Origin of the sequence: Parasphingorhabdus sp., assembly GCF_039982395.1 — a bacterium.
Classification (GTDB): domain Bacteria; phylum Pseudomonadota; class Alphaproteobacteria; order Sphingomonadales; family Sphingomonadaceae; genus Parasphingorhabdus.
Map to the genome: position 1 here is coordinate 58325 of NZ_JBDWYO010000007.1, position 20223 is coordinate 78547.

Genomic DNA, 20223 nt, shown 5'->3' on the forward strand with positions numbered 1-20223 from the left:
GATAAGAAATCGGTTTTTACACCCAATTTGGATGTTCTTTTTTGCCAAATGTCACCCCGTATCTTATGATCAAGCCATGACCAGACCGCCGTGCGATCAGTTAAACGACAACGAGAAAGAAGCTCTGCGCTTGCTGTTGCTGGGCCATGACGCGAAGACCGCGGCCCGCGAAGTCGATGTAACTCCCAATATCATCAATGAACGTTTGCGTTCCGCGCGACAGAAGCTGCAGGTCACAAGCAGCAAGGCGGCGGCGCGCATGCTGGCTGATCACGAAGGCATTGCTCCCAAATTTGTTGTACCCAAGAATATTGGGATTGTTCCAAAGCCCAATTCCGACGCAGTTTACCCCTTGCCTGGACAACAGGCAGCGTCGCCGGACCAGGATAGGGTCAGGGAAATGCAAACGGCTTATCAGTCTTATGCCAATGCCCCCAACCCGCTCCTCTCGGTGCCGCTCCGCAAGCAGGGAGGAATGGGTAATGGTCTAAACAAGGGCGCAAGAATCTGGGCAATCGCCGACCTTTCGGTCAAGCTTGCCTTTGCATTCGCCTTTGTCTGTCTCGCAGCAATGCTGGTGAGCCGGTTCATCACCCAAATTTAATCTCTGTCAATTTTGACCACTAGTTGGTGCCGGTGTCGCCCGGTGCTTGGAGATTCGCATGTTGAATGAACGTATCAAAGCTGCCCGCCCTATCGTAAAAAAGCTGCACGAAGTCGAAAAATCCCTGAATCTAACCATGGTACAAATGGGCGAATTGATGAGCAATATTGCTGCCGCCCGACTTGCCCCTGGCACCCGCTTTTCCCTCGATTCAGGTATGGACGCTTCCGAAAAACTAATTGCCGCTGCAGCCAAAACAGCGCGCTGCTATCGCGAAGTGGTGGAAGCCCATGCGCATCTGGCAGAAGACCGTGACGATGCCGGACTTCGGGCGGTGAGCTGGGGTGATGTTTTTGAATGCCCACCCTCGGAAGCAACGGCAGATGAAGAAAAACCAAACCCGCTTCACGTTGTAAAAAGCGCATAGGCAATAGGGCAAGGGTTGACCGCACCCCTGTTATTTGGTCCGGTTATCCAATGTCCCGAATAGAATTTTTCTTCTCTCTCTTGCTGGTCGTTTGTCTCTATTCAGCCATCAAGGGAGGGCAACCCGAAAGACGGGCCGTGATGATCTTGATCATTGCAACGGCGATGACAATCATCGCGGCCTCTCCTTGGGATATTAGATTTGCCAACCCTGAAGTCGGCATTTTCCTTGTAGATTTAGCAATATTGGCAGCATTTCTCGTGCTGGCGGTATATGCAGAAAGATATTGGACCTTATGGATATGCGCGATGCAGGTCATTCAAGTTTTGTCGCATCTTCCGATAATATTCATCCCGGAACTGCTTCCCCAAGCCTATTTCATAATAGTGGCGATATGGGCCTATCCGATGCTGATGGTGTTGGCGCTCGGCACGTACCGCCACCAACAACGTCTTCGTCAGTTCGGGGCCGACAAATCCTGGAGCGACTTTTCCGTCTCGCAAAAATAGACGCCGCACCCGCAATCGCCGAAGAACTCATAAGAGAATTTGGTTCTCTCGGCGCCGTATTACACTCTTCCCCCCGAGCGTTCGAGACCAGCCCTGCCCGCGCCTTACTGTCATTGGTGCGCGAAGCGATGCTGGTCTCGGCCAGGGATGAGATGCTGGACCGCACCAACCTGTCCAAAGCCTCTGATGTCATCGAATATCTCGTCGTCGCCATGGCGCGGCTAACGGTGGAAGAGGTGCGAGTGTTGTTCCTCGATAGCAAAAACCGCCTCCTCAATGACGAGGTTGTCAGCAGAGGCACAATTTGCGAAGCGCCTATCTATCCCAGGGAAATCTTAAAACGCGCGCTGCAGCTCGACGCCACGGCGCTTATCCTTGCCCATAATCATCCATCGGGTGATCCGAAACCCAGCGAGACCGATATCGAGGCCACGCGAAGACTTACAAAAGCCGGCGCAGAACTCGGACTCACTGTCCACGATCACATCATCGTTGGCAAAGAAGGCTGGATCAGTCTTCGCGATTGGGCATCATTCGACTGACTGCCCATAGATCAATAGATCAGAAGCTCGCTTTCAAACCATCGACCACAAATTGTACGGCCAATGCGCCCAATAAGACGCCCAGTACGCGAGTGATGACCGCTTCGACCCTGCCGCCCAGCACCCGCATCAACGGCCCCGCGGCGAGCAAGCCAATCAACGTGAGCAACAACACCGCACCCAGAGCGCCCAGAATGATGAGGGCATTGTCGAGACCATCATGTTGCGATGTCAGCAGCATGACCGCGGCAATTGATCCCGGGCCAGCAATCATCGGCATGGCCATCGGGAAGATCGAGACATCCTCTATCTCGGGCTGTTCGATTATCTCCTGCGCCCGGTCTTCACGGCGTTCCGTGCGCTTCTCAAACACCATTTCAAGTGCAATGAGGAACAGCATGATACCACCGGCAATGCGGAAACTATCAAGACTGATGCCCAACGCACCCAGCATTTGTTCACCGAAAAGAGCGAAGCCCAGCAAGATGATCGAGGCAACCAAAATGGCCCGAATGGCCATGATCCGTCGATCCCGGTCGGGCACATTATTCGTGAGACTGCCGTAGATTGGCGCACAGCCCGGTGGATCGATCACCACGAAGAAGGTGACGAAGGCAGAGATGAAAAGCTCGATCATTTGGTGGGTGCAGCAATCCGATATTCATGAACGCGACTGAAACTGCCGTCATCATTTGCCAAATCGACATAGACGAGACGCGAGCCGTCGGTTTCAAAGGCCGCGTTCCAAACCAAGCTACCGTCTGCGGATGTGCTGCGTTTGCCCTTTGCGGTCAATCCAGTCGGCTGAGCAACATCAGCTACCCCTCTCTTCTTGCAGGATGCGACTTCGGTTTCGACATAGTCGGGTTCCGCGAGAGCTTTGTCGAGCGGGATGCCGTCATCAAATATCCATTTCCACTTCACATCTTTGTTCGGCTGGCGTTTGCCGAAATCTTCCTGATGCCAGATGGTGGTAAAATGACCGGTGGTGCCCTTTGCGCTTTGCCAAGCGCCGGTGGCGACACCGATGCTGCCATCGCAGGACATATAGATTTTGTGCGGCTGCCAATCGACCGCCTGCGCTGGATCCGCTTTGCCTTTCAGCCACTGCTGCGCGTTGACCAATGCGGGCGTGAACATGATCGCATCATCTGCTGCGGTTTCACGGAACGCGGTCCACTGACCCTCTTCCTGCGCCAGACGCGCGAAAGACAGTTCCGCTTTGACGATAGCGCTGGGATTGGCGACCGGTTTTCCGATCACCCGGTTATAGCGTTCGCGGTTGTTAAGACTGCCCCCGCCACTGGCGCAACCTGCCAGCAATATTGTAATTCCGATTGCGGCAAATATTCGCATTACAGACCCTTTGGTTTCTCCAGCCCGGCGCGCGCAGATGCAGCGACCAGAGTGTTACGCAGTAGCACTGCAATGGTCATCGGGCCAACCCCTCCTGGGACCGGCGTAATCGCGCGGACATGATCGAGCGCTTCGGCTGTCGCAACATCGCCGACGAGACGCCCTCTTTCCTTGCCCGGCTCGGGAGCAAGGCGGTTGATACCAACGTCAATCACCACGGCGCCCGGCTTCAGCCAGTCGCCCTTGACCATCTCGGCACGGCCGACAGCGGCGACCACAATATCGGCGCGACGTACGACATCGGGAAGATCCCGCGTGCGGCTGTGGGCCATGGTTACGGTGCAATTTTCGCTGAGCAGCAGCTGCGCCATCGGTTTGCCGACCAATATCGAACGGCCGACCACAACAGCATTCAAGCCGCTCAGGTCACCCAAACTATCTTTCAGCAGCATCAGGCTGCCAAGCGGCGTGCACGGGGTTAGCGCTTCTTCGCCATTGGCCAGCCGCCCGGCGTTGATCACATGGAGACCGTCGACATCTTTGTCCGGATCGATCGCCATGACGACGGCTTTTTCATCGAGACCATCGGGCAGAGGCAATTGCACCAATATGCCGTCTACGGTCTCGTCAGCGTTTAGTTGCTGCACCAAGGCGAGCAGATCGGCTTGCGCGACGTCGGCAGGCAGCCGGTGTTCGAAGCTTTTCATCCCGGCAGCGATGGTCGCTTTATGTTTGGACGCCACATAGACCTGACTGGCAGGATCTTCGCCCACCAGAACCACGGCCAGACCGGGCGCGCGGCCCGCTTGTTTCTGAAAAGAGGGAACCGCATCCTTGATGCGTTCGCGGAGACCGGCGGCGAATGCCTTGCCGTCGATAATCTGTGCTGTGGTCAAGTGAGGAGAGCCTGAGCCAGAGGAGGCAGAATCGCATCCTGCAGGATGATGATACCGATGATCACAACCATTGGAGTCAGGTCAATTGCGCCAAAATCCGGCATGATCTTGCGGATCGGACGATAGATGGGTGCCGTGAGCGCTTCAAGCGTCGTCCAGATGGCGTTGACAATATCATTTTGCAGATTGATCACGTTGAACGCGAGCAACCAACTCATGATTGCCTGCACAATGATGACGGTAATTGCTATGTTGAGCAAGATTGCGATGATCTGAAGAATTGCGAATGCCATGGACGGACCCTTTATCGATAATCTGATATAGCGGCTAGTGGTTTGTCACCGGCAACGTCAGAAATTTGCTGTACCATCAATATAACACAGCCTAGCAATTATTCAACCGGTTGGAAATCATCCTTGACCAGCGTACCCGCGCCTCTGCTGGTGAAAATCTCCAGCAGCATCGCATGCGGAATACGGCCATCGAGAACAACGGCGGCATCGACGCCTTCTTCCACCGCTTTCACACAGGTTTCCAGCTTTGGAATCATCCCGCCAGAGATGGTGCCTTCGTCCACCAGAGCCTGAATTTTTGTCGGATCGAGATCGGTCAACAACTCGCCATGCTTATCCAGCACACCCGGAACATCGGTAAGCAGGAACAAACGGGCCGCGCGCAAAGCGGAAGCCACCGCACCGGCCATTGTATCGGCGTTGATATTATAGGTGGCACCGTCATCACCCACGCCAATCGGCGCGATGACCGGGATCATGCCGGCGGCGGAAATCTTGTCGACCACGCTCCGATCCACCGCCTTGGGTTCTCCCACATAGCCGAGATCGATGATCCGCTCGATATTGCTATCGGGATCGCGCTCGGTGCGGCGCAATTTCGTTGCTTTGACAAAGCCGCCATCTTTTCCGGAAATGCCAATCGCGCTACCGCCCGCCTGTCCGATCCAGCTGACCAGCTCCTTGTTGATCGCGCCGGACAAAACCATCTCGGCAATTTCAGCGGTTTCCTTGGTGGTCACCCGCAAGCCATCGACAAATTTGCTTTCGACGCCGACCCGTTCGAGCATCGCGCCGATTTGCGGTCCGCCACCATGGACGACAACCGGGTTGATCCCGACCGCCTTCAACAGCACGATATCTTGCGCAAAATTCTTGGCCAAAGCGGCATCGCCCATCGCGTGGCCGCCATATTTGACGACAAAGGTCTTCCCCGCATAGCGCTGCATATAAGGCAGTGCGTCGGTGAGAGTCTCTGCTTTGGCAAGCATCGCTGGATCGGGTGCGTGATCGGTCATGAGCGCCTTTCAGTCTAGCCGCAGGGCAAAAGCAAGTATTTATTCAGCTTTTGGACAGTGCTTGTACTTTTGCAAGCGTTCCGGACACATGGCCGTCCGGTTTTGTTGCACTGTGAACGAAGACAATTTTGCCTTGCTGGTCGATAACATAGCTGGTCCGATTGGTCATTACGAGACCGGGAGCCATGCGAACCTGATAGCCATCGATGATCTTCTCATCTGCCCGGGCAACCGCGAATTTATCGCGGCATTCGGAGACAGAGAATTTTTTCAATCCCTCGATATCGTCACCTGACATGCCGATCACGGTGGCCCCGGCCGCAGTGAAGTCTGCGGTGGCTTCGGCAAACATATTGGCTTCGATCGTGCAACCTGCGGTAAAAACCTTTGGGAAGAAATAGAGCACGACCGGGCCGTCTTTCAGCTTGTCGGACAGCGAAAATTGAAAGGCCTCACCAGCAAGGGCGCCGGTTGTTGTGAAATCTGGCGCGCTGGCGCCAACCGCTAGCGGTTCGGCATTGTCGCTGCGCGTGTAGTAGACAAAGGCACCGCCACCGACGATAGCCACGGTCAGCAATATCAATATCCACTTGTTCATATATTCATTCCTGTTCGAGCTCTGCTTTCAAAGCGTAAAGCTGATCCAGCGCCTCTCTTGGGGATAAGGCATCCACGTCTATCTCCCCCAGCGCCACGCGCAGACTATCCGATTTTTCTTCGACATCCGCAAGGCTTGCCGCGAAGAGAGGCAAATCACCCAATCCAGCCGCAAGACCGCCGGTTTCCGCCTTGCCCGCTTCCAATTTGTCGAGAACGGACTTGGCCCGATTCAGGACCGGCTTAGGGATGCCAGCCAGTTTGGCCACAGCCAGACCATAGCTGCGGTCTGCCGGCCCTTTGGCCAGTTCGTGGAGCAGAACGAGGTCGCCCTTCCATTCACGCGCGCGCACATGGTGCAGCGACAAAGCGTCTAGCCGGTCCGCAAGCCGAGTCAGCTCGTGATAATGGGTCGCGAACAGGCAACGACAGCGATTGGTCTCGTGCACCGCCTCGACCACGGCCCAGGCCAGCGCGAGGCCATCATAGGTCGACGTACCCCGGCCCACTTCATCCAAGATAACGAAACTTTTCTCGGTCGCCTGTGACAGGATTGCCGCGGTTTCCACCATCTCGACCATGAAGGTTGATCGGCCCTGAGCAAGATTGTCAGACGCGCCAACCCGGCTGAACAAGCGGTCCACCAGACTGAGTTTTGCTGACGAGGCCGGCACAAAACCACCCGCCTGTGCAAGAATGACGATCAGCGCATTTTGTCGCAAAAAGGTCGACTTACCGCCCATATTGGGACCGGAAACCAACCACAATCGTTCGTCCTGCCGTAGCGTGCAATCATTGGCGACAAAGGGATCCCCTTTGGCCGACAGTGCGGCTTCGACAACCGGATGACGGCCGGCTTGAATATCCAGAATATTGCCATCGACGAATTCCGGCCGGGCCCACTGGCCTTCAGCCCCACGCTCGGCAAGCGCGGCGGCAACATCGATACGGGCCAGCGCGTCGGCACTTTCGCCAATCGCCTGTTTGCGGGCGAGCACCTTGTCGACCAGCTCTTCGAAATGCACGGCCTCGGCAGCCAGAGCATGCGCCCCGGCTTGCGACACCCGGACGGCTTCTTCGTGAAGATCGGTAGAATTGAAACGCACGACACCGGCAAGCGTTTGACGATGGGTAAAACCGGAATCTTCCGCCATCAGACCATCACCATGGCGGGCGGGCACTTCGATGAAATAGCCGAGCACCGCATTATGCTTGATCTTCAGCGTGTTGATGCCGGTTGCTTCGCGATAGCGCGCTTCCAGAGTCGCAATCGCCTTACGTCCATCGGAACCGGCGCTGCGCAGCTCGTCGAGCGCAGGATCGAAACCCTGGGCAATATAGCCGCCGTGGGTCATATCGGTCGGCGGCGCATCGACAAGCGCCTGGTCCAGCAAATCGACCAGCGCGGCATGCCCATCCAGCGCGGGCAGAATATTGTTCAGCAATTCGGGCAATGCAGCCATCGTGGTCAAACGCTCACGCAAAATCCGAGCACCGCTTAAGCCGTCGCGAATTTGGCCGAGATCCCGCGGGCTACCCCGTCCTGCCGATACCCGGCCCAAAGCCCGGCCAATATCCGGCAGCGCGCGAAGCTCCGTGCGCACATCATCGCGCACCGCCGAGCCTTCATGGAACCACTGCACCAGTCCCAGGCGCTGGTTGATTTGCTTTTCGTCGAACAGGGGCGCCGACAGATCGCGCGCCAACAACCGCGCACCAGCCGGTGTTACCGTGCGATCGATAGCGTGAAGCAGGCTGCCTTCGCGGGTGCCGGCCATGGTCCGGTCGATCTCGAGACTGGCACGAGTCGGGCCATCGATGGACAGAAACTCCCGCGTTTCCCGTCGCTTTGGCGGGTGAAGATATGGCGTATTGCCTTGAGAAACATGATCGACATAAGCAACCAGACCGCTTGCGGTCGCGAGTTCGGCTCTCGAAAATTCGCCCATGCCATCGAGCGTCGCCACCCCAAAATGGTCCTGCAGGCGCTTTTCCGCTCCGGTGCTTTCGAAATTGCCTTTGTCCCAGCTGGTTGCATTGGTCAGACGTGGCAACAGCGCTGGCGGACAAATGATTTCCGACGGAGCCAGCCGGGCCAGTTCCGCATCCAGCGCATCATCCGCAATCGTCGCCAGTTCAAAATTACCGGTCGAAATATCCACCGCTGCGAGTCCGATCTCGCCCTGCACCTGGGCCAGCGCGACCAGCATATTGTCGCTGCGGGCGTCGAGCAGGGTATCCTCTGTGAGCGTCCCGGCAGTTACATAACGGATGATATCCCGCGCCACCAAAGCCTTATAGCCGCCGCGGGCCTTTGCTTCTGCGGGCGTTTCGGTCTGTTCGGCGATCGCCACTTTGAAGCCGGCCCGGATCAGTTTTGCCAGATAGCTTTCCGCAGAATGGGCTGGCACTCCGCACATCGGGATCTGCTCTCCCGCATTTTTCCCGCGCGAGGTCAGAGCAATGTCGAGCGCCGCCGAGGCCTGTTTGGCATCTTCGAAAAAAAGCTCAAAAAAGTCACCCATGCGATAGAAAAGCAGGCAGTCATCCGCCTTTTCCTTGAGCGCAAAATATTGCTCCATCATCGGCGTGACTTTGGCCGGCGTCGACGCGGTGTCCATCGCCTTGCTTTTCACTTTGTCCTGAGTCCGGCTTGCCATGGCCGAGCGATAGCCGAGTGCAGCGATACTTAAAAGAGTTGCTGGCCATCCCGTTGAAATTTACTTGATATTGCGGCTCCGTGACAAAGCGAGTAGGTGTGTCATCGGGACGTGCACACCGATCGGCGCAATAGAGCCGACCCTAATATGCGGAGAAATGAATTGGCCGACAAGAACGACAATAATCTGGAGTTTTCCGAACGGGAAGCTCTACTTTTCCACTCCCATGGCCGTCCCGGAAAGATCGAGATAGTCGCCTCGAAACCGATGGCGACCCAACGCGATCTCAGTCTCGCTTATTCTCCGGGTGTCGCCGTTCCCGTTCGAGCGATTGCCGAAGACCCTTCAACAGCATATGACTATACCGCCAAAGGCAATCTGGTTGCCGTCATTTCCAACGGCACAGCGATCCTTGGCCTTGGCAGTCTGGGCGCACTGGCTTCCAAGCCGGTGATGGAAGGCAAGGCCGTCCTGTTCAAGCGTTTCGCCGATGTTGACGGGATCGATATCGAGCTCGACACCGAGGATACAGAAGCCTTTATCAATGCTGTCCAAATCATGGAGCCCAGCTTTGGTGGCATCAATCTGGAAGATATCGGCGCTCCTGCCTGCTTCATCATCGAGCAGACGTTGCGCGACCGGATGAACATCCCGGTCTTTCATGATGACCAACATGGCACCGCGATCATCGCCGCTGCCGGAATCATCAATGCCTGCCTGCTGACCGATCGCAAGATCGAAGACATTAAAGTCGTTGTGAACGGCGCCGGTGCTGCTGCCATTGCATGCGCTTCGCTGATAAAAAGCCTGGGCGTTCCGCATGACAATCTGACCATGTGCGACCGGAAGGGCGTGATCTATCGTGGTCGTGACGGGGTCGATCAGTGGAAATCAGCCCATGCGATTGATACAGATTCGCGCACATTGACCGAAGCACTGGCCGGTGCAGACGTTTTCCTTGGCCTGTCCGCAGCGGGCGCTCTGAAACCGGAAATGGTCAAAGACATGGCCGCCAAGCCGATTATTTTCGCAATGGCGAATCCGGATCCTGAAATTACACCGCCCGACGCCAAAGCGGCACGGCCCGATGCGATTGTGGCGACTGGCCGTTCCGACTATCCCAACCAGGTCAACAATGTCCTCGGCTTCCCGTTCATTTTCCGGGGCGCACTCGACGTGCGGGCAACCCGGATCAACGAAGAGATGAAAGTCGCGGCGGCACAAGCCATTGCCGAACTCGCTCGCGAGCAGGTGCCCGAAGAAGTAGCGATGGCCTATGGCGGCAGCGCTCCGACCTTCGGCGTAGATTACATCATTCCGGCTCCTTTCGATCCGCGATTGATGGACGTGGTTTCCGCAGCCGTTGCCAAGGCCGCAATGGATAGCGGTGTTGCCCAGAAACCGATTGAAGATCTCGACGCCTATCGTCAGGATTTGAAGGCGCGCCTCAATCCGACGACATCGGTACTGACGCAAGCCTATCAGGCCTGCCGCCTGTCGCCGAAACGCGTTATCTTTGCCGAAGCCGAAGAAGATGTCGTGCTGCGCGCGGCGATCCAGTTCCAGGACGGCGGCTATGGCACGCCGGTTCTGGTTGGTCGCGACGAACGCGTCCGGGCCAAACTTAAAGAACTGGGCGTAAGCGATCCGGAGAGCTTCGAAGTTCACAACAGCCGCAACAGCCCGTTGGTGCCCGACATGGTGAACATGTTGTATGAACGCCTCCACCGCCGCGGCTTCATGGAACGTGACATCAAGCGCATGGTCAACCAGGATCGGAATATTTTCGGTTCTGCGCTGCTTGCGATGGATCAGGGCGATGCGATGATCACCGGCGTCACCCGTCCCTATTCGCAGTCTTTCCGCGATGTTGCCAAAGTGATTGATGTCGAAAAAGGCCGCACCGCGTTCGGCATTCACGTCATGGTTGGCCAGCATCACACCGTTTTCATGGCGGATACCACGGTCAACGAACGGCCCTCTGCGCATGAACTCGCGGATATTGCGGAACAAACCGCTGCCGTTGCCCGCAAAATGGGACACGAGCCGCGTGTCGCCTTCCTCAGCTATTCAACCTTTGGTAATCCCGAAGGACGCTGGCTTGATAATCTTCGGGAAGCTGTGGCGCTGCTCGATGAACGGCGCGTCCCTTTCGAATATGAAGGCGAAATGGCACCGGATGTCGCGTTGAATCCGAAATTGATGGCCAACTATCCCTTTAGCCGTCTGTCACAGCCCGCAAATGTGCTGGTCATGCCAGGTCTGCAATCGGCCAATCTATCAGCCAAATTGCTGCGCGAATTGGGTGGTGATTCGGTTATCGGACCGATGCTGGTCGGCTTGGAAAAATCAGTGCAGATTGCGACCATGGCGTCCACAGCATCGGAGCTGGTCACGCTGGCGGTGCTCGCGGGTAGCGGCATAGCCAAATAAGGCTGCCACTGGGTAGATTGAAGTTAGATTTAGCCTGGGCCCAAAAAGCCCGGGCTAAATATTATGAACGTTACGGCCTTGTGGGGTCGTTGCTTCGGCCTTGCGCCCCTGGTGCACCCACCGCGCCAATATTGCCGAACAATTCTTCAAAGAAAGAACGGTCACGGCCCAATGTCGGCGTTTTGTCTCCCTCGGGGCTGATGCTGGCCACCAGCTCCAATCCCGTGCGATCGACCGCGGTCACATTTCCGGCGGCATCAAATTGCACGCGCATGACTTGCTGATCGCGGGGACGTGGATTTCTGAAACCATATTGGCGGGTATCGCGCGACAGATAATACCAAGTATTTTCGTCAAACTGGCCAGTGAAGGTCGGACGCCCCAACGAGGCCTCAACCGACCGGCGATTGTCGATGCCGGCCTGCACAGCAGACATCAGCACTTCATCGGCAATATAGCCCTGATGACCGCTAACCTGGGTGCAACCTGACACCGCCAAAGCGCCAGCCATTAGCCCAAGCCACAAGCTCTGTTTTTTGATATTGCTGAACATCGCACTCATTCTCCACTATATAGCCAGCACCGCACCGGTGCCTAACTAGTCATCGCCCATTGCATCTCACGCGATAAATATCAATATGCCCTGTATCTAGACTTAACAATCGACCCGATCGTCCATAAACTTGCGATCCAACCAGCGGAACCAGCAATGTCATTTTTCAACAAGATATTTTCTCGGGAAAAACCCAATCTCGAAATGCGCCCCCTATATGAAGCGATTGTGCGCGAAGGGCGACAGCTTGCCTGGTATGAAGAGGGTCAGGTTCCGGACAGTCTGGATGGCCGATTCGATATGATTGCTGCCATATTTTCCATGGTCATGATTCGGCTGGAGAAAGATCAGCAGCTGGAACAGAAAGTTGCATGGCTCACAGAGATTTTCATCAGCGATATGGACGGGCAATTGCGGCAGATCGGTATAGGCGACATGATTGTTGGCAAGCATGTTGGGCGCATGATGGGTGCTCTTGGCGGCCGGGTTGGTGCCTATCGCGAGGCGCTGCAAGGTGGAGCGGACCTTGAGGATGCAATATTGCGCAACATATTTCGCGGTGAAAAGCCCGACGATTCCGCGCTGACCTTCATTGCCCAGAGGCTGTCCGCTTATCATACAGCCTTGCAAGCTCATGATTCGAACAAGATTGTCACGGGCAACCTCCCCGAAAACGGATCGATTGCCCAATGAGCCTTCCCGAATTTTCTCATATCGTCAAACTGTCGGAAATCGGTGCCAAGCCCAAGACGGGCACGCTCGTCGCCGACGAAGAAGAGCGCCAGGCCCTTTGCAAAAGATTTGATCTGCCAAAAATTGCTAGCCTGACAGCGCAATATAGGCTGACCGGCGGTGATCGTGGCTTTGCCTTCACCGGCCAGCTCGAATCCGACTTGCAGCAAAGCTGCGCGATCACCGGCGAAGCCTTCCCGATCCAGGTCCGCGAAAAATTTGATATCCTGTTCATTGCCAGGGCAGATCCTGACGATCTCGAGGAAGAGATTGAATTGACCGAGGAAGAATGCGACGTCGTTGAATATGAGAATGCCCAGATCGATCTCGGCGAAGCCATAGCGCAGACGCTTTACCTCGCTCTAGAACCCTTCCCGCGCGGTCCCAATGCCGATGATGTTGCCCGCAAAAAGGGCCTGAAATCGGAAGAGGAAGCTGGTCCCTTCGGCGCCTTGGCGGCGCTAAAGGGCAAGCTCGGCTAGCCTTGCTCTTCGTCGGGATGATATCCCGCCGCGTTGGTCAAACGCTTCTGAAGCCCGTTCAACCGCTGCTTGCTGGTGATTTTTCCACCCAGCAAATCGGTCAGATAGAATGTGTCGACCGCCCGCTCCCCATAAGTGGCGATATGGGCACTGTGCACGGTCACTTTCGATTCAAACAGGGCATAGGCCAAAGCATTGAGCAAAGCCGGACGATCCTGCGCGTTGACTTCCACTACGGTAAACCGGTTGGAGGCATCATTGTCGACCAAGGCAAAGGGCGTGATCGCAAAGGCCCCAGCCCGCGAATGGGCCAGTGGCCGGGCGTCCAGTTTTTTGGAAAGCTTGGTCCGGTTTGCGAGCGCATCCTCAACCGACTGTTTGAGACGGTCCAGCTGATCCGCCTCCGAGAAAGGCTTGCCATATTGGTCTTGAACCAGAAAATTATCCAGCGCCATGCCATCGCGCGTGGTGTGGATACGCGCGTCAATGATATTGCCACCAGAGACATGAATGCCGCCGGCAATCCGGTAGAATAGTCCCGGGTGGTCAGCGGCGTAGACAGTGATCAAGGTTGCGCCGCGTTCCGGATAGACGTCAGCGAAAATCGCTAGATCGGTATCCCCTGCATCCAGCACAAGTCTGGCATTTTGCGCAATAATATCATCCGGTTCGGCAATCCAATAGGCATCGGTGAAGCGCTTCGCGAGCTTCTTGAATTCTGCTGTCGGAAGGGTCAACGCCTCGGCCAAGATCGCTTTTTTCTCGTCGATCCGTTCTTTCCGCCCGCGCTGCTTATGCCCGAGCAGCAGCATTTCCTGCGACGCTTCGAACAGATCGGACAGCAGTTGCCGTTTCCAGCTGTTCCAGACGCCCGGCCCGACCGCGCGAATATCCACGACCGTCAGCAACAAAAGCTGGCGAAGACGCTCGACGCTTTTTACCTGACTGGCAAAATCCTGAATGGTTTTAAAATCGGACAGATCGCGTTTGAAGGCAACCGCAGACATCTGAAGATGGTTGCGGACCAGCCATGCAACCAGCTCTGTCTCATGGGGTTTCAGGCCCAGTCGCGGGCACAGTTTCATAGCCACTTCGGCGCCCAAGACGCTGTGATCACCGCCCCGGCCCTTTGCAATATCATGCAGCAGAGTGGCGACGAATACGACTTTCCGGTTCTTCAGCTTTTGCATCGTCGCGGTGCTGTTGGGATGGTCGTCGATAAGATCACCCTTGCCGATGCGGGCGAGCAGACCGATGGCGCGAATGCTATGTTCGTCAACGGTATAGTGGTGATACATGTCGAACTGCATTTGCGCCACGACACGACCGAAATCAGGAATGAACCGCCCAAAAATCGCGGCCTCGTTCATCCAGCGCAGCACCAGTTCGGGATCGCGCGGCGAGCACAGCACATCGAGAAACAGCTTGTTCGCACGCGCATCTTTGCGGACTTTATTGTCGATCAGCTTGGCATCACGCCGCGCCGCCCGCATCGCCAGTGGATGGATTTCCAGCTCGTGCTTGTCCGCCAGCCAGAATATTTCCATCAGGCGGATCGGATCTTCCGCGAAAAATGTTTCATCCGGCAAGGCCAGGCGACCGCGATCGAGCACAAAGCCTTTGAGCTTCTTGGGTTTGCGGGTCAGCGATGGCAGAAAACGGCGCACGCCGGCATTATGCGTCTCGTCGAGATGGGCAAGAAACACACCGGTCAGATTGCCGACCACTTTTGCGTTCAGGAAATAATATTGCATGAATCTTTCGACCGCGGATTTGCCGGGCCGATCGGCAAAGCGCATCCGCTGGGCCACTTCGCTTTGCAGGTCAAAGGTCAGCCGGTCCTCTGCGCGACCAGTCAAGTCATGCATATGGCAGCGCACCGCCCACAGGAAATTGGCAGCCTTGCGAAAACGTTTAAACTCGTCAGCCGTTAACAGGCCGACATCCACGAGATCCTGGGCAGAGGCCACCCGGTGAATATATTTGCCGATCCAGTAGAGGGTCTGTAGATCGCGCATGCCCCCTTTGCCTTCTTTGACATTGGGTTCCACGACGTAGCGGCTATCGCCCATTTTCTTGTGCCGGGCATCGCGTTCGGCCAGTTTTTCGGCGACAAAAACACTGTCGGTACCGGCCACGACTTCATTGAAAAAACGGTGCTTGGACTCTTCATAGACGCCGGTATCACCCCAGATATAGCGGCCCTCCAAAAGCGCTGTCCGGATTGAAAGATCGCCTTTCGCCATGCGCACCATCTCGTCGATCGAGCGGCTGCTTTGTCCGACTTTCAAACCAAGATCCCACAGCCAGTAGAGCATCGCTTCCACAGCCTGCTCGGTCCAGCTTGTCGCTTTGTGCGGCGTCAGAAAGGCGATATCCACATCGCTGTGGGGCGCCATTTCACCCCGGCCATAGCCGCCAACGGCCATCACCGAGATACGCTCACCCGAAGACGGATTGCTCACCGGATATTGGTGATAGACCGCAATATCGTGGATCAACCGCACCAGTTGATCGACCAGAAAAGACTGTGCTGCAGCCATTTCGTGACCCGCAGAGGGTTTTTTCAACAAACGCCTGCTTATTTCCGCCCGCCCGTCAGCCAATGCGTCCTGCAACAGTGGCAGGATCAAGGGCCGGGCCTTGGTCATGCCATGCTCGGCAATAAGAGCTTCAACCTTCTCAGCCAATGCCCGGCGATCAATGATATCGCGCTGCCGGACAATCCGCTTTCCCGGATCAGCCGGCGCGGCCGGAATATTGGCGCTTATGTTCATCCGGTTGCAGCCAATTCATCCCGATGCTTTTTCGCGAGCACGATTTTTGCGATTTTTGCGGTACCAAGCTTGGGCAGCGGTTCCGCATATTCAAAAATATGAACCGGCATTTTAAACGGCGCCAGCTTGTCTTTCAGAAAATCGAGCAACGCATCTTGCGGCAGGCTGTGTCCATCCTTCACATGATAGACCAGCGCCGGGACTTCGCCAAAACGTTCATCCGGAACGCCGAAAATGCAGGCTTCTGCGACGGCAGGATTCGAGTAAACCGCGGCCTCCACTTCCTGACAGCTGATATTTTCGCCACCGCGAATGATGATTTCTTTCTTGCGGTCGACAATGAACAAATAGCCTTCGGGATCCAGATAGCCAATATCGCCTGTGCGGAAATATCCGTCATCGGTGAACGCTTCTTTGGTTGCTTCTTCATTGCCCCAATAGCCGGTAAAATTGGCAGCGGTGCGGATGCAGACTTCACCACGCTCGCCTTGCGCCATTTTTTTGCCGTCATCGTCGAGAATAGCGACATCAACAATCGGCGGCGTTTCGCGGCCGGTGCTGTCTGGTTTGGCGAGATAATTTTCATTCTGGTTAGAGCAGCCCACACCATTGGTTTCGGTCAAGCCATAGCCAATGACCGGATAGCCATCGCCCATTTTCTCTTTGATCCGTTTGACATGCTCGACAGGACGCGGGGCGCCGCCAGCGGCCATAGTGACACAGCTGCTCAGATCATATTTGTCAAAATTGGGGTGTGAATAGACTTCCATGCTCATCAGCGGCACGCCGACAAAATAGGTTACGCGTTCTTTCTCGATCAGGCGCATCGCCTCTTCGGCATCCCATTTGTTGAGAAACACCAGCTTCCGCCCGATGGCATAGCTGACCAGCACCAGCGGAACGGATGCAGTGACGTGGAACAATGGCACACAGACCATGGCAGTGGGTTGTCCATCGGGCATCGTGCCTGCCTTGGTCATGATGTTGACCAGCACCAGCACCGTACCAACAAAGCTCATCGCGCCCTGAACCACCGAGCGATGTTCGGCATAGGCGCCTTTGGATTTCCCCGTGGACCCAGAGGTGAATAGGATCGTTGCATTGTCTTCCGGCGCCATCTGCGGCAGCGGCGTTTCAGCACCGCCGCCTTTGGCGATCAGCGCTTTCAAGCCCTCCAGTGGAGCCACGTCATGATCGAATATCAAGACCTGGGCGCCGTGATCGCGTCCGGTTTCGGTGATTCTCTTGGCCCGCTGCGCATCCGCAACGACCATGGCGCAACTGACATCTTCAATACCGTCGACCAGCTCGTCGCCCTGCCACCAGCCGTTGAGCTTGGTCGAGACACAGCCAGCCATCGTAATCGCCATGTCGAGAATGACCCAATTGGCTGAATTGCGGGCAGCGATTCCGATACGGTCACCTTTTTGAACACCGTAACCTTCGACCAATCCGCCAGCAAGAACCCGCGCAGCAGCATAGGTTTGGCCAAAGGTCAGGCGAATATCGCCATCGATCAGAAACTCCTTGTCCTTATGCTCGTTGCAGAAATAGGCGAGGAAATCGGACACATTCTGGGGCGCATTTTTAAAGATCGGCATATCGACGCCATATTTATGGACCTTGTCGAGCTCGAGCATCTGCCCCGGCTGCGTCAGCTCCGCCAACGTTTTATCAATTACAAGATCCAGTTCAGAGGTCGCCATTATTCAAGTCTCCCGTTGTTCCCTCTTGGTAAAGGGGATTTTCCCTTTATATGGACAGGAAACCACGTGGGGAAAAGAGTTGATTGATATTATATTGGCCGATGCGGCACAGTTTACGCAATTTACGGAGCTAGGCCTCTCTCCCAATGCGCTGGACCTAGGCTTTTTCCAGCTTAAATGGTATTCGCTGGCCTATCTGGCCGGCATTCTGATCGGCTATTGGTATCTTACCAAATTGGTCGATCAGCCCGGTTCACCCATGGCCCGGCGCCATGCTGATGATATGATCTTCTGGGCGACCCTCGGAATCATCGTCGGCGGCCGATTGGGCTATGTATTTTTCTACAATCCAGAGATTCTGCTGGAGCCCATCAAGATATTGCAGGTCTGGAATGGCGGCATGTCGCTCCACGGTGGCACCATCGGTGTGGTCCTGGCCTTATGGTGGACCGCGAGAAGAGAAAAGCTCAATTTTCTGCGCATGTGCGACTATGTCGCTTGCGTTATCCCGTTCGGTTTATTCTTTGGCCGCCTCGCCAATTTCGTCAATGGCGAGCTTTGGGGTCGCGAAACAGATGTCGCTTGGGCAATTGTCTTTCCAATGGGCGGAGAGATCGCGCGCCATCCCAGCCAGCTTTACGAGGCTGGTCTTGAAGGCCTCCTCTATTTCGTCATCCTGTCGCTCTTGTTCTGGAAAACCGATGCCCGCTATCAACCGGGCAAGCTGGTTGGCACCGGATTGCTGGTCTATGGCTTCAGCCGGTTTACCGTTGAATTTTTCCGCCAGCCGGATGCCCAGCTCACCTGGCTGGTCGAACAATCGGGTTTCAGCATGGGCCAATGGCTCACCGTGCCGATGATCCTGCTCGGCGCATGGCTGGTGTTTACCGCAAAGGGCCGGCGCGAACGCGTCGAACCGGTGGCCGGAGACAAGAGCATTGCCTAACGGCACCACAGCGGACTCTCCGAGCGCAGCGCATATCATCGCCGACAAGATCGACCGTGAAGGTCCGATCGCGCTGGGTGATTATATGGCGATCGCCAACAACCATTATTACGCCAGCAAGGACCCCTTGGGCGAAGAGGGAGACTTTGTCACGGCTCCGGAAATCAGCCAGATGTTCGGCGAGATCGTCGGCATATGGCTTGTAGATCTATGGCTTCGCAAGGGTTCGCCTAGCCGTTGCCACTATATCGAACTGGGGCCGGGACGCGGTACATTAGCCAGCGACGCCCTGCGGTCCATGGCCAAGTTCGGTTGTCATCCAACCGTCCATTTCGTCGAGACCAGCCCGGTTCTCAAAGCCAAGCAGGCAGAACTGCATCCGGATGCGATATGGCATGACAATATTGCGGATCTGCCGGATGACGGACCCTTGCTGATCGTCGCCAACGAATTTTTCGATGCCCTGCCGATTGAACAATTTGTCTCAACCGCCAACGGTTGGCGGCGGCATTTGGTTGCCCGCGACCGCAGCAAATTTATCGCGGTGCCTAGCGAAGAGACCGTGGAAGAACGGATCGGCAGCACCACCAGCGGGTTTCCGGAAGGCACTATATTGGAACGGTCACCGGTCAGCGTCGAAATGACTGGCAGCCTCTCCAATTGCATTGCCAAACAGGGCGGAACCTTGCTGATCATCGACTATGGCTATGCGCGACCGGGCACCGGCAGCACGCTTCAGGCCGTCAAAGATCATATGCCGCTAAGCCCATTTGACAGCCCCGGCACTTCTGACCTGACCGCCCATGTCGATTTTCACACGCTGGCGAATATCGCCCGCACGCGCATGCTGGCGGTGCATGGTCCCGCAGAACAGGGCCAGTGGCTGAAATCATTGGGCATTGATCAACGCGCCGAGACATTGATGGCGGCGGCACCGAAAGAAGCCGATGCGATCCGCTCCGCGCATCAACGGCTGACCCATGCCGAAGAAATGGGATGCCTGTTTCGGGTCATGGCGGTCAACGCGATCGACTGGCCGGAGCCAGAAGGATTTAGCTACGGCGAGGAATAGCAGGTTTTGCTAGGCCGCTAGCCTATCCATTCGGCGACTTCGGCAGCCACCTTGTTGGCAGCCTCGTTCAAACCTTCCCCGACGGGGCCGGGTTCCGCTGCAAAAACGCTTTGCCTGGCTTCGAACCGTTTTTTCTCAACCGGCTGATCCTTGGTCATTTTGACCGCGTCATAGGTGACGACCACCGTCAGGCTCGGCCCATCAAGGCCAAAGTTGACCAGTTCGCCGGTAATATAGGTTTGCGCCTTGCCGCCTGCTTCTGTCGCGCTCAAAACCAGCCGGTTGTTCCGGGCAGCGATGGTCTCGCCCAGCAAATCGCGAAACAAGCGTGCGGGCTTGTCGACCCAGATGGCATCCTTCAAATAGGCAATGCCGGTGCTGGTGGTTTGCACCGGCACCCGAATAGTATTCAACTTTTGCGGCGTGGCAGGCAGCGCAACCACCAATGACCCGGCTTGCGGACCGGTTTGCATCGCGCCAGCCGAAATTTTCTGATCGGCCGACAGCGAGATCAGGGACGGCGGCGGTTCGGAAGCACCAAAACTGACACAGGCGCTAAGCGCGGCGGTTGCGGCCAGCAGGCCAACGACTTTCAAAGGTCGAAATCTGCGCATCATATCTG

General features: G+C 56.1%; 20 protein-coding genes. 9 read left to right on the forward strand and 11 right to left on the reverse strand.

Translation table 11 applies throughout. From position 1 onward, the window contains the following. Positions 1–76: 76 nt before the first annotated feature. Genes ABJV08_RS15980 through radC form a run of 4 tightly spaced genes read left to right on the forward strand, consistent with a single transcriptional unit; the run spans position 77 to position 2082 of the window. Positions 77–604 carry a hypothetical protein gene (locus tag ABJV08_RS15980; protein ID WP_348039939.1) on the forward strand — a complete coding sequence of 176 codons (528 nt, stop codon included), beginning with the start codon at positions 77–79 and terminating at the stop codon, positions 602–604. Positions 605–662: 58 nt separating this feature from the next. Next, a complete protein-coding gene (locus tag ABJV08_RS15985) occupies positions 663–1031 on the forward strand; it encodes a hypothetical protein (protein ID WP_348039940.1) in 369 nt (122 codons plus the stop codon). 50 nt (positions 1032–1081) lie between these two features. Then, a complete protein-coding gene (locus ABJV08_RS15990; RefSeq protein ID WP_348039941.1) occupies positions 1082–1540 on the forward strand; it encodes a hypothetical protein in 459 nt (152 codons plus the stop codon). Next, on the forward strand, positions 1426–2082 hold the full coding sequence (radC, locus tag ABJV08_RS15995; RefSeq protein WP_348039942.1) for a DNA repair protein RadC: 657 nt from the start codon (positions 1426–1428) through the stop codon (positions 2080–2082). The genes ABJV08_RS15990 and radC overlap by 115 nt, the downstream gene beginning before the upstream one ends. A gap of 19 nt (positions 2083–2101) precedes the next feature. Here the strand turns inward: radC and ABJV08_RS16000 are convergent, their stop codons facing one another. The 7 genes from ABJV08_RS16000 to mutS all read right to left on the reverse strand — a co-directional run bounded on the left by ABJV08_RS16000 (position 2102) and on the right by mutS (position 8825). After that, complete coding sequence (locus ABJV08_RS16000; protein ID WP_348039943.1) at positions 2102–2719, reverse strand: MarC family protein; 618 nt, start codon at positions 2717–2719, stop codon at positions 2102–2104. Next, a complete protein-coding gene (locus ABJV08_RS16005) occupies positions 2716–3438 on the reverse strand; it encodes a hypothetical protein (RefSeq protein WP_348039944.1) in 723 nt (240 codons plus the stop codon). The genes ABJV08_RS16000 and ABJV08_RS16005 overlap by 4 nt, the downstream gene beginning before the upstream one ends. Then, the gene (gene folD / locus ABJV08_RS16010; protein ID WP_348039945.1) at positions 3438–4334 is read right to left on the reverse strand and encodes a bifunctional methylenetetrahydrofolate dehydrogenase/methenyltetrahydrofolate cyclohydrolase FolD; all 897 of its coding nucleotides are present in this window, start codon (positions 4332–4334) and stop codon (positions 3438–3440) included. The genes ABJV08_RS16005 and folD overlap by 1 nt, the downstream gene beginning before the upstream one ends. Continuing rightward, positions 4331–4627 (reverse strand): YggT family protein, encoded by a 297-nt coding sequence (locus ABJV08_RS16015; RefSeq protein WP_348039946.1) that lies wholly within the window; start codon positions 4625–4627, stop codon positions 4331–4333. The genes folD and ABJV08_RS16015 overlap by 4 nt, the downstream gene beginning before the upstream one ends. A gap of 98 nt (positions 4628–4725) precedes the next feature. Then, on the reverse strand, positions 4726–5643 hold the full coding sequence (argB, locus tag ABJV08_RS16020; RefSeq protein ID WP_348039947.1) for an acetylglutamate kinase: 918 nt from the start codon (positions 5641–5643) through the stop codon (positions 4726–4728). A 43-nt stretch (positions 5644–5686) separates the two neighbouring features. Next, on the reverse strand, positions 5687–6241 hold the full coding sequence (locus tag ABJV08_RS16025; protein ID WP_348039948.1) for a peroxiredoxin: 555 nt from the start codon (positions 6239–6241) through the stop codon (positions 5687–5689). A 4-nt stretch (positions 6242–6245) separates the two neighbouring features. Further along, the gene (gene mutS / locus ABJV08_RS16030) at positions 6246–8825 is read right to left on the reverse strand and encodes a DNA mismatch repair protein MutS (RefSeq protein ID WP_348116117.1); all 2580 of its coding nucleotides are present in this window, start codon (positions 8823–8825) and stop codon (positions 6246–6248) included. 222 nt (positions 8826–9047) lie between these two features. Here mutS and ABJV08_RS16035 point away from each other — a divergent pair, with 222 nt between their 5' ends. Then, complete coding sequence (locus ABJV08_RS16035) at positions 9048–11333, forward strand: NADP-dependent malic enzyme (protein ID WP_348039950.1); 2286 nt, start codon at positions 9048–9050, stop codon at positions 11331–11333. Positions 11334–11403: 70 nt separating this feature from the next. On the opposite strand, the gene bamE is transcribed toward ABJV08_RS16035, so the two are convergent. After that, a complete protein-coding gene (gene bamE / locus ABJV08_RS16040; protein WP_348040199.1) occupies positions 11404–11844 on the reverse strand; it encodes an outer membrane protein assembly factor BamE in 441 nt (146 codons plus the stop codon). 198 nt (positions 11845–12042) lie between these two features. Here bamE and ABJV08_RS16045 point away from each other — a divergent pair, with 198 nt between their 5' ends. Further along, the gene (locus ABJV08_RS16045) at positions 12043–12579 is read left to right on the forward strand and encodes a ubiquinol-cytochrome C chaperone family protein (RefSeq protein WP_348039951.1); all 537 of its coding nucleotides are present in this window, start codon (positions 12043–12045) and stop codon (positions 12577–12579) included. Then, on the forward strand, positions 12576–13100 hold the full coding sequence (locus tag ABJV08_RS16050) for a YceD family protein (RefSeq protein ID WP_348039952.1): 525 nt from the start codon (positions 12576–12578) through the stop codon (positions 13098–13100). The genes ABJV08_RS16045 and ABJV08_RS16050 overlap by 4 nt, the downstream gene beginning before the upstream one ends. Here the strand turns inward: ABJV08_RS16050 and ABJV08_RS16055 are convergent. Continuing rightward, entirely contained in the window at positions 13097–15877 is a 2781-nt protein-coding gene (locus tag ABJV08_RS16055; protein WP_348039953.1) for a [protein-PII] uridylyltransferase, read from the reverse strand. The two genes, ABJV08_RS16050 and ABJV08_RS16055, sit on opposite strands and share 4 nt — an antisense overlap. Beyond that, complete coding sequence (locus tag ABJV08_RS16060) at positions 15874–17583, reverse strand: class I adenylate-forming enzyme family protein (RefSeq protein ID WP_348039954.1); 1710 nt, start codon at positions 17581–17583, stop codon at positions 15874–15876. The genes ABJV08_RS16055 and ABJV08_RS16060 overlap by 4 nt, the downstream gene beginning before the upstream one ends. A gap of 79 nt (positions 17584–17662) precedes the next feature. Here ABJV08_RS16060 and lgt point away from each other — a divergent pair, with 79 nt between their 5' ends. Both lgt and ABJV08_RS16070 read left to right on the forward strand, forming a co-directional pair. After that, positions 17663–18529, forward strand: a complete 867-nt coding sequence (gene lgt / locus ABJV08_RS16065) for a prolipoprotein diacylglyceryl transferase (protein ID WP_348039955.1) — start codon at positions 17663–17665, stop codon at positions 18527–18529. After that, entirely contained in the window at positions 18522–19601 is a 1080-nt protein-coding gene (locus ABJV08_RS16070; protein ID WP_348039956.1) for an SAM-dependent methyltransferase, read from the forward strand. Before lgt ends, ABJV08_RS16070 begins: the two co-directional genes overlap by 8 nt. 17 nt (positions 19602–19618) lie before the next feature. Here ABJV08_RS16070 and ABJV08_RS16075 read toward each other — a convergent pair whose 3' ends face one another. Further along, a complete protein-coding gene (locus tag ABJV08_RS16075) occupies positions 19619–20218 on the reverse strand; it encodes an ABC-type transport auxiliary lipoprotein family protein (protein ID WP_348039957.1) in 600 nt (199 codons plus the stop codon). Between the last annotated feature and the right edge of the window lie 5 nt (positions 20219–20223).

Bases quoted from the DNA above. Each gene is read 5' to 3' on its own strand.
- ABJV08_RS15980 (WP_348039939.1), top strand. From the start codon at position 77: ATGACCAGACCGCCGTGCGATCAGTTAAACGACAACGAGAAAGAAGCT.
- ABJV08_RS16050 (WP_348039952.1), top strand. From the start codon at position 12,576: ATGAGCCTTCCCGAATTTTCTCATATCGTCAAACTGTCGGAAATCGGT.
- argB (WP_348039947.1), bottom strand. From the start codon at position 5,643: ATGACCGATCACGCACCCGATCCAGCGATGCTTGCCAAAGCAGAGACT.
- ABJV08_RS16025 (WP_348039948.1), bottom strand. From the start codon at position 6,241: ATGAACAAGTGGATATTGATATTGCTGACCGTGGCTATCGTCGGTGGC.
- bamE (WP_348040199.1), bottom strand. From the start codon at position 11,844: ATGGCTGGCGCTTTGGCGGTGTCAGGTTGCACCCAGGTTAGCGGTCAT.
- ABJV08_RS16045 (WP_348039951.1), top strand. From the start codon at position 12,043: ATGTCATTTTTCAACAAGATATTTTCTCGGGAAAAACCCAATCTCGAA.
- ABJV08_RS16075 (WP_348039957.1), bottom strand. From the start codon at position 20,218: ATGATGCGCAGATTTCGACCTTTGAAAGTCGTTGGCCTGCTGGCCGCA.
- mutS (WP_348116117.1), bottom strand. From the start codon at position 8,825: ATGATGGAGCAATATTTTGCGCTCAAGGAAAAGGCGGATGACTGCCTG.
- ABJV08_RS16005 (WP_348039944.1), bottom strand. From the start codon at position 3,438: ATGCGAATATTTGCCGCAATCGGAATTACAATATTGCTGGCAGGTTGC.
- ABJV08_RS16000 (WP_348039943.1), bottom strand. From the start codon at position 2,719: ATGATCGAGCTTTTCATCTCTGCCTTCGTCACCTTCTTCGTGGTGATC.
- ABJV08_RS16055 (WP_348039953.1), bottom strand. From the start codon at position 15,877: ATGAACATAAGCGCCAATATTCCGGCCGCGCCGGCTGATCCGGGAAAG.
- ABJV08_RS15990 (WP_348039941.1), top strand. From the start codon at position 1,082: ATGTCCCGAATAGAATTTTTCTTCTCTCTCTTGCTGGTCGTTTGTCTC.
- radC (WP_348039942.1), top strand. From the start codon at position 1,426: ATGGGCCTATCCGATGCTGATGGTGTTGGCGCTCGGCACGTACCGCCA.
- ABJV08_RS16015 (WP_348039946.1), bottom strand. From the start codon at position 4,627: ATGGCATTCGCAATTCTTCAGATCATCGCAATCTTGCTCAACATAGCA.
- ABJV08_RS16060 (WP_348039954.1), bottom strand. From the start codon at position 17,583: ATGGCGACCTCTGAACTGGATCTTGTAATTGATAAAACGTTGGCGGAG.
- ABJV08_RS16035 (WP_348039950.1), top strand. From the start codon at position 9,048: ATGCGGAGAAATGAATTGGCCGACAAGAACGACAATAATCTGGAGTTT.
- ABJV08_RS15985 (WP_348039940.1), top strand. From the start codon at position 663: ATGTTGAATGAACGTATCAAAGCTGCCCGCCCTATCGTAAAAAAGCTG.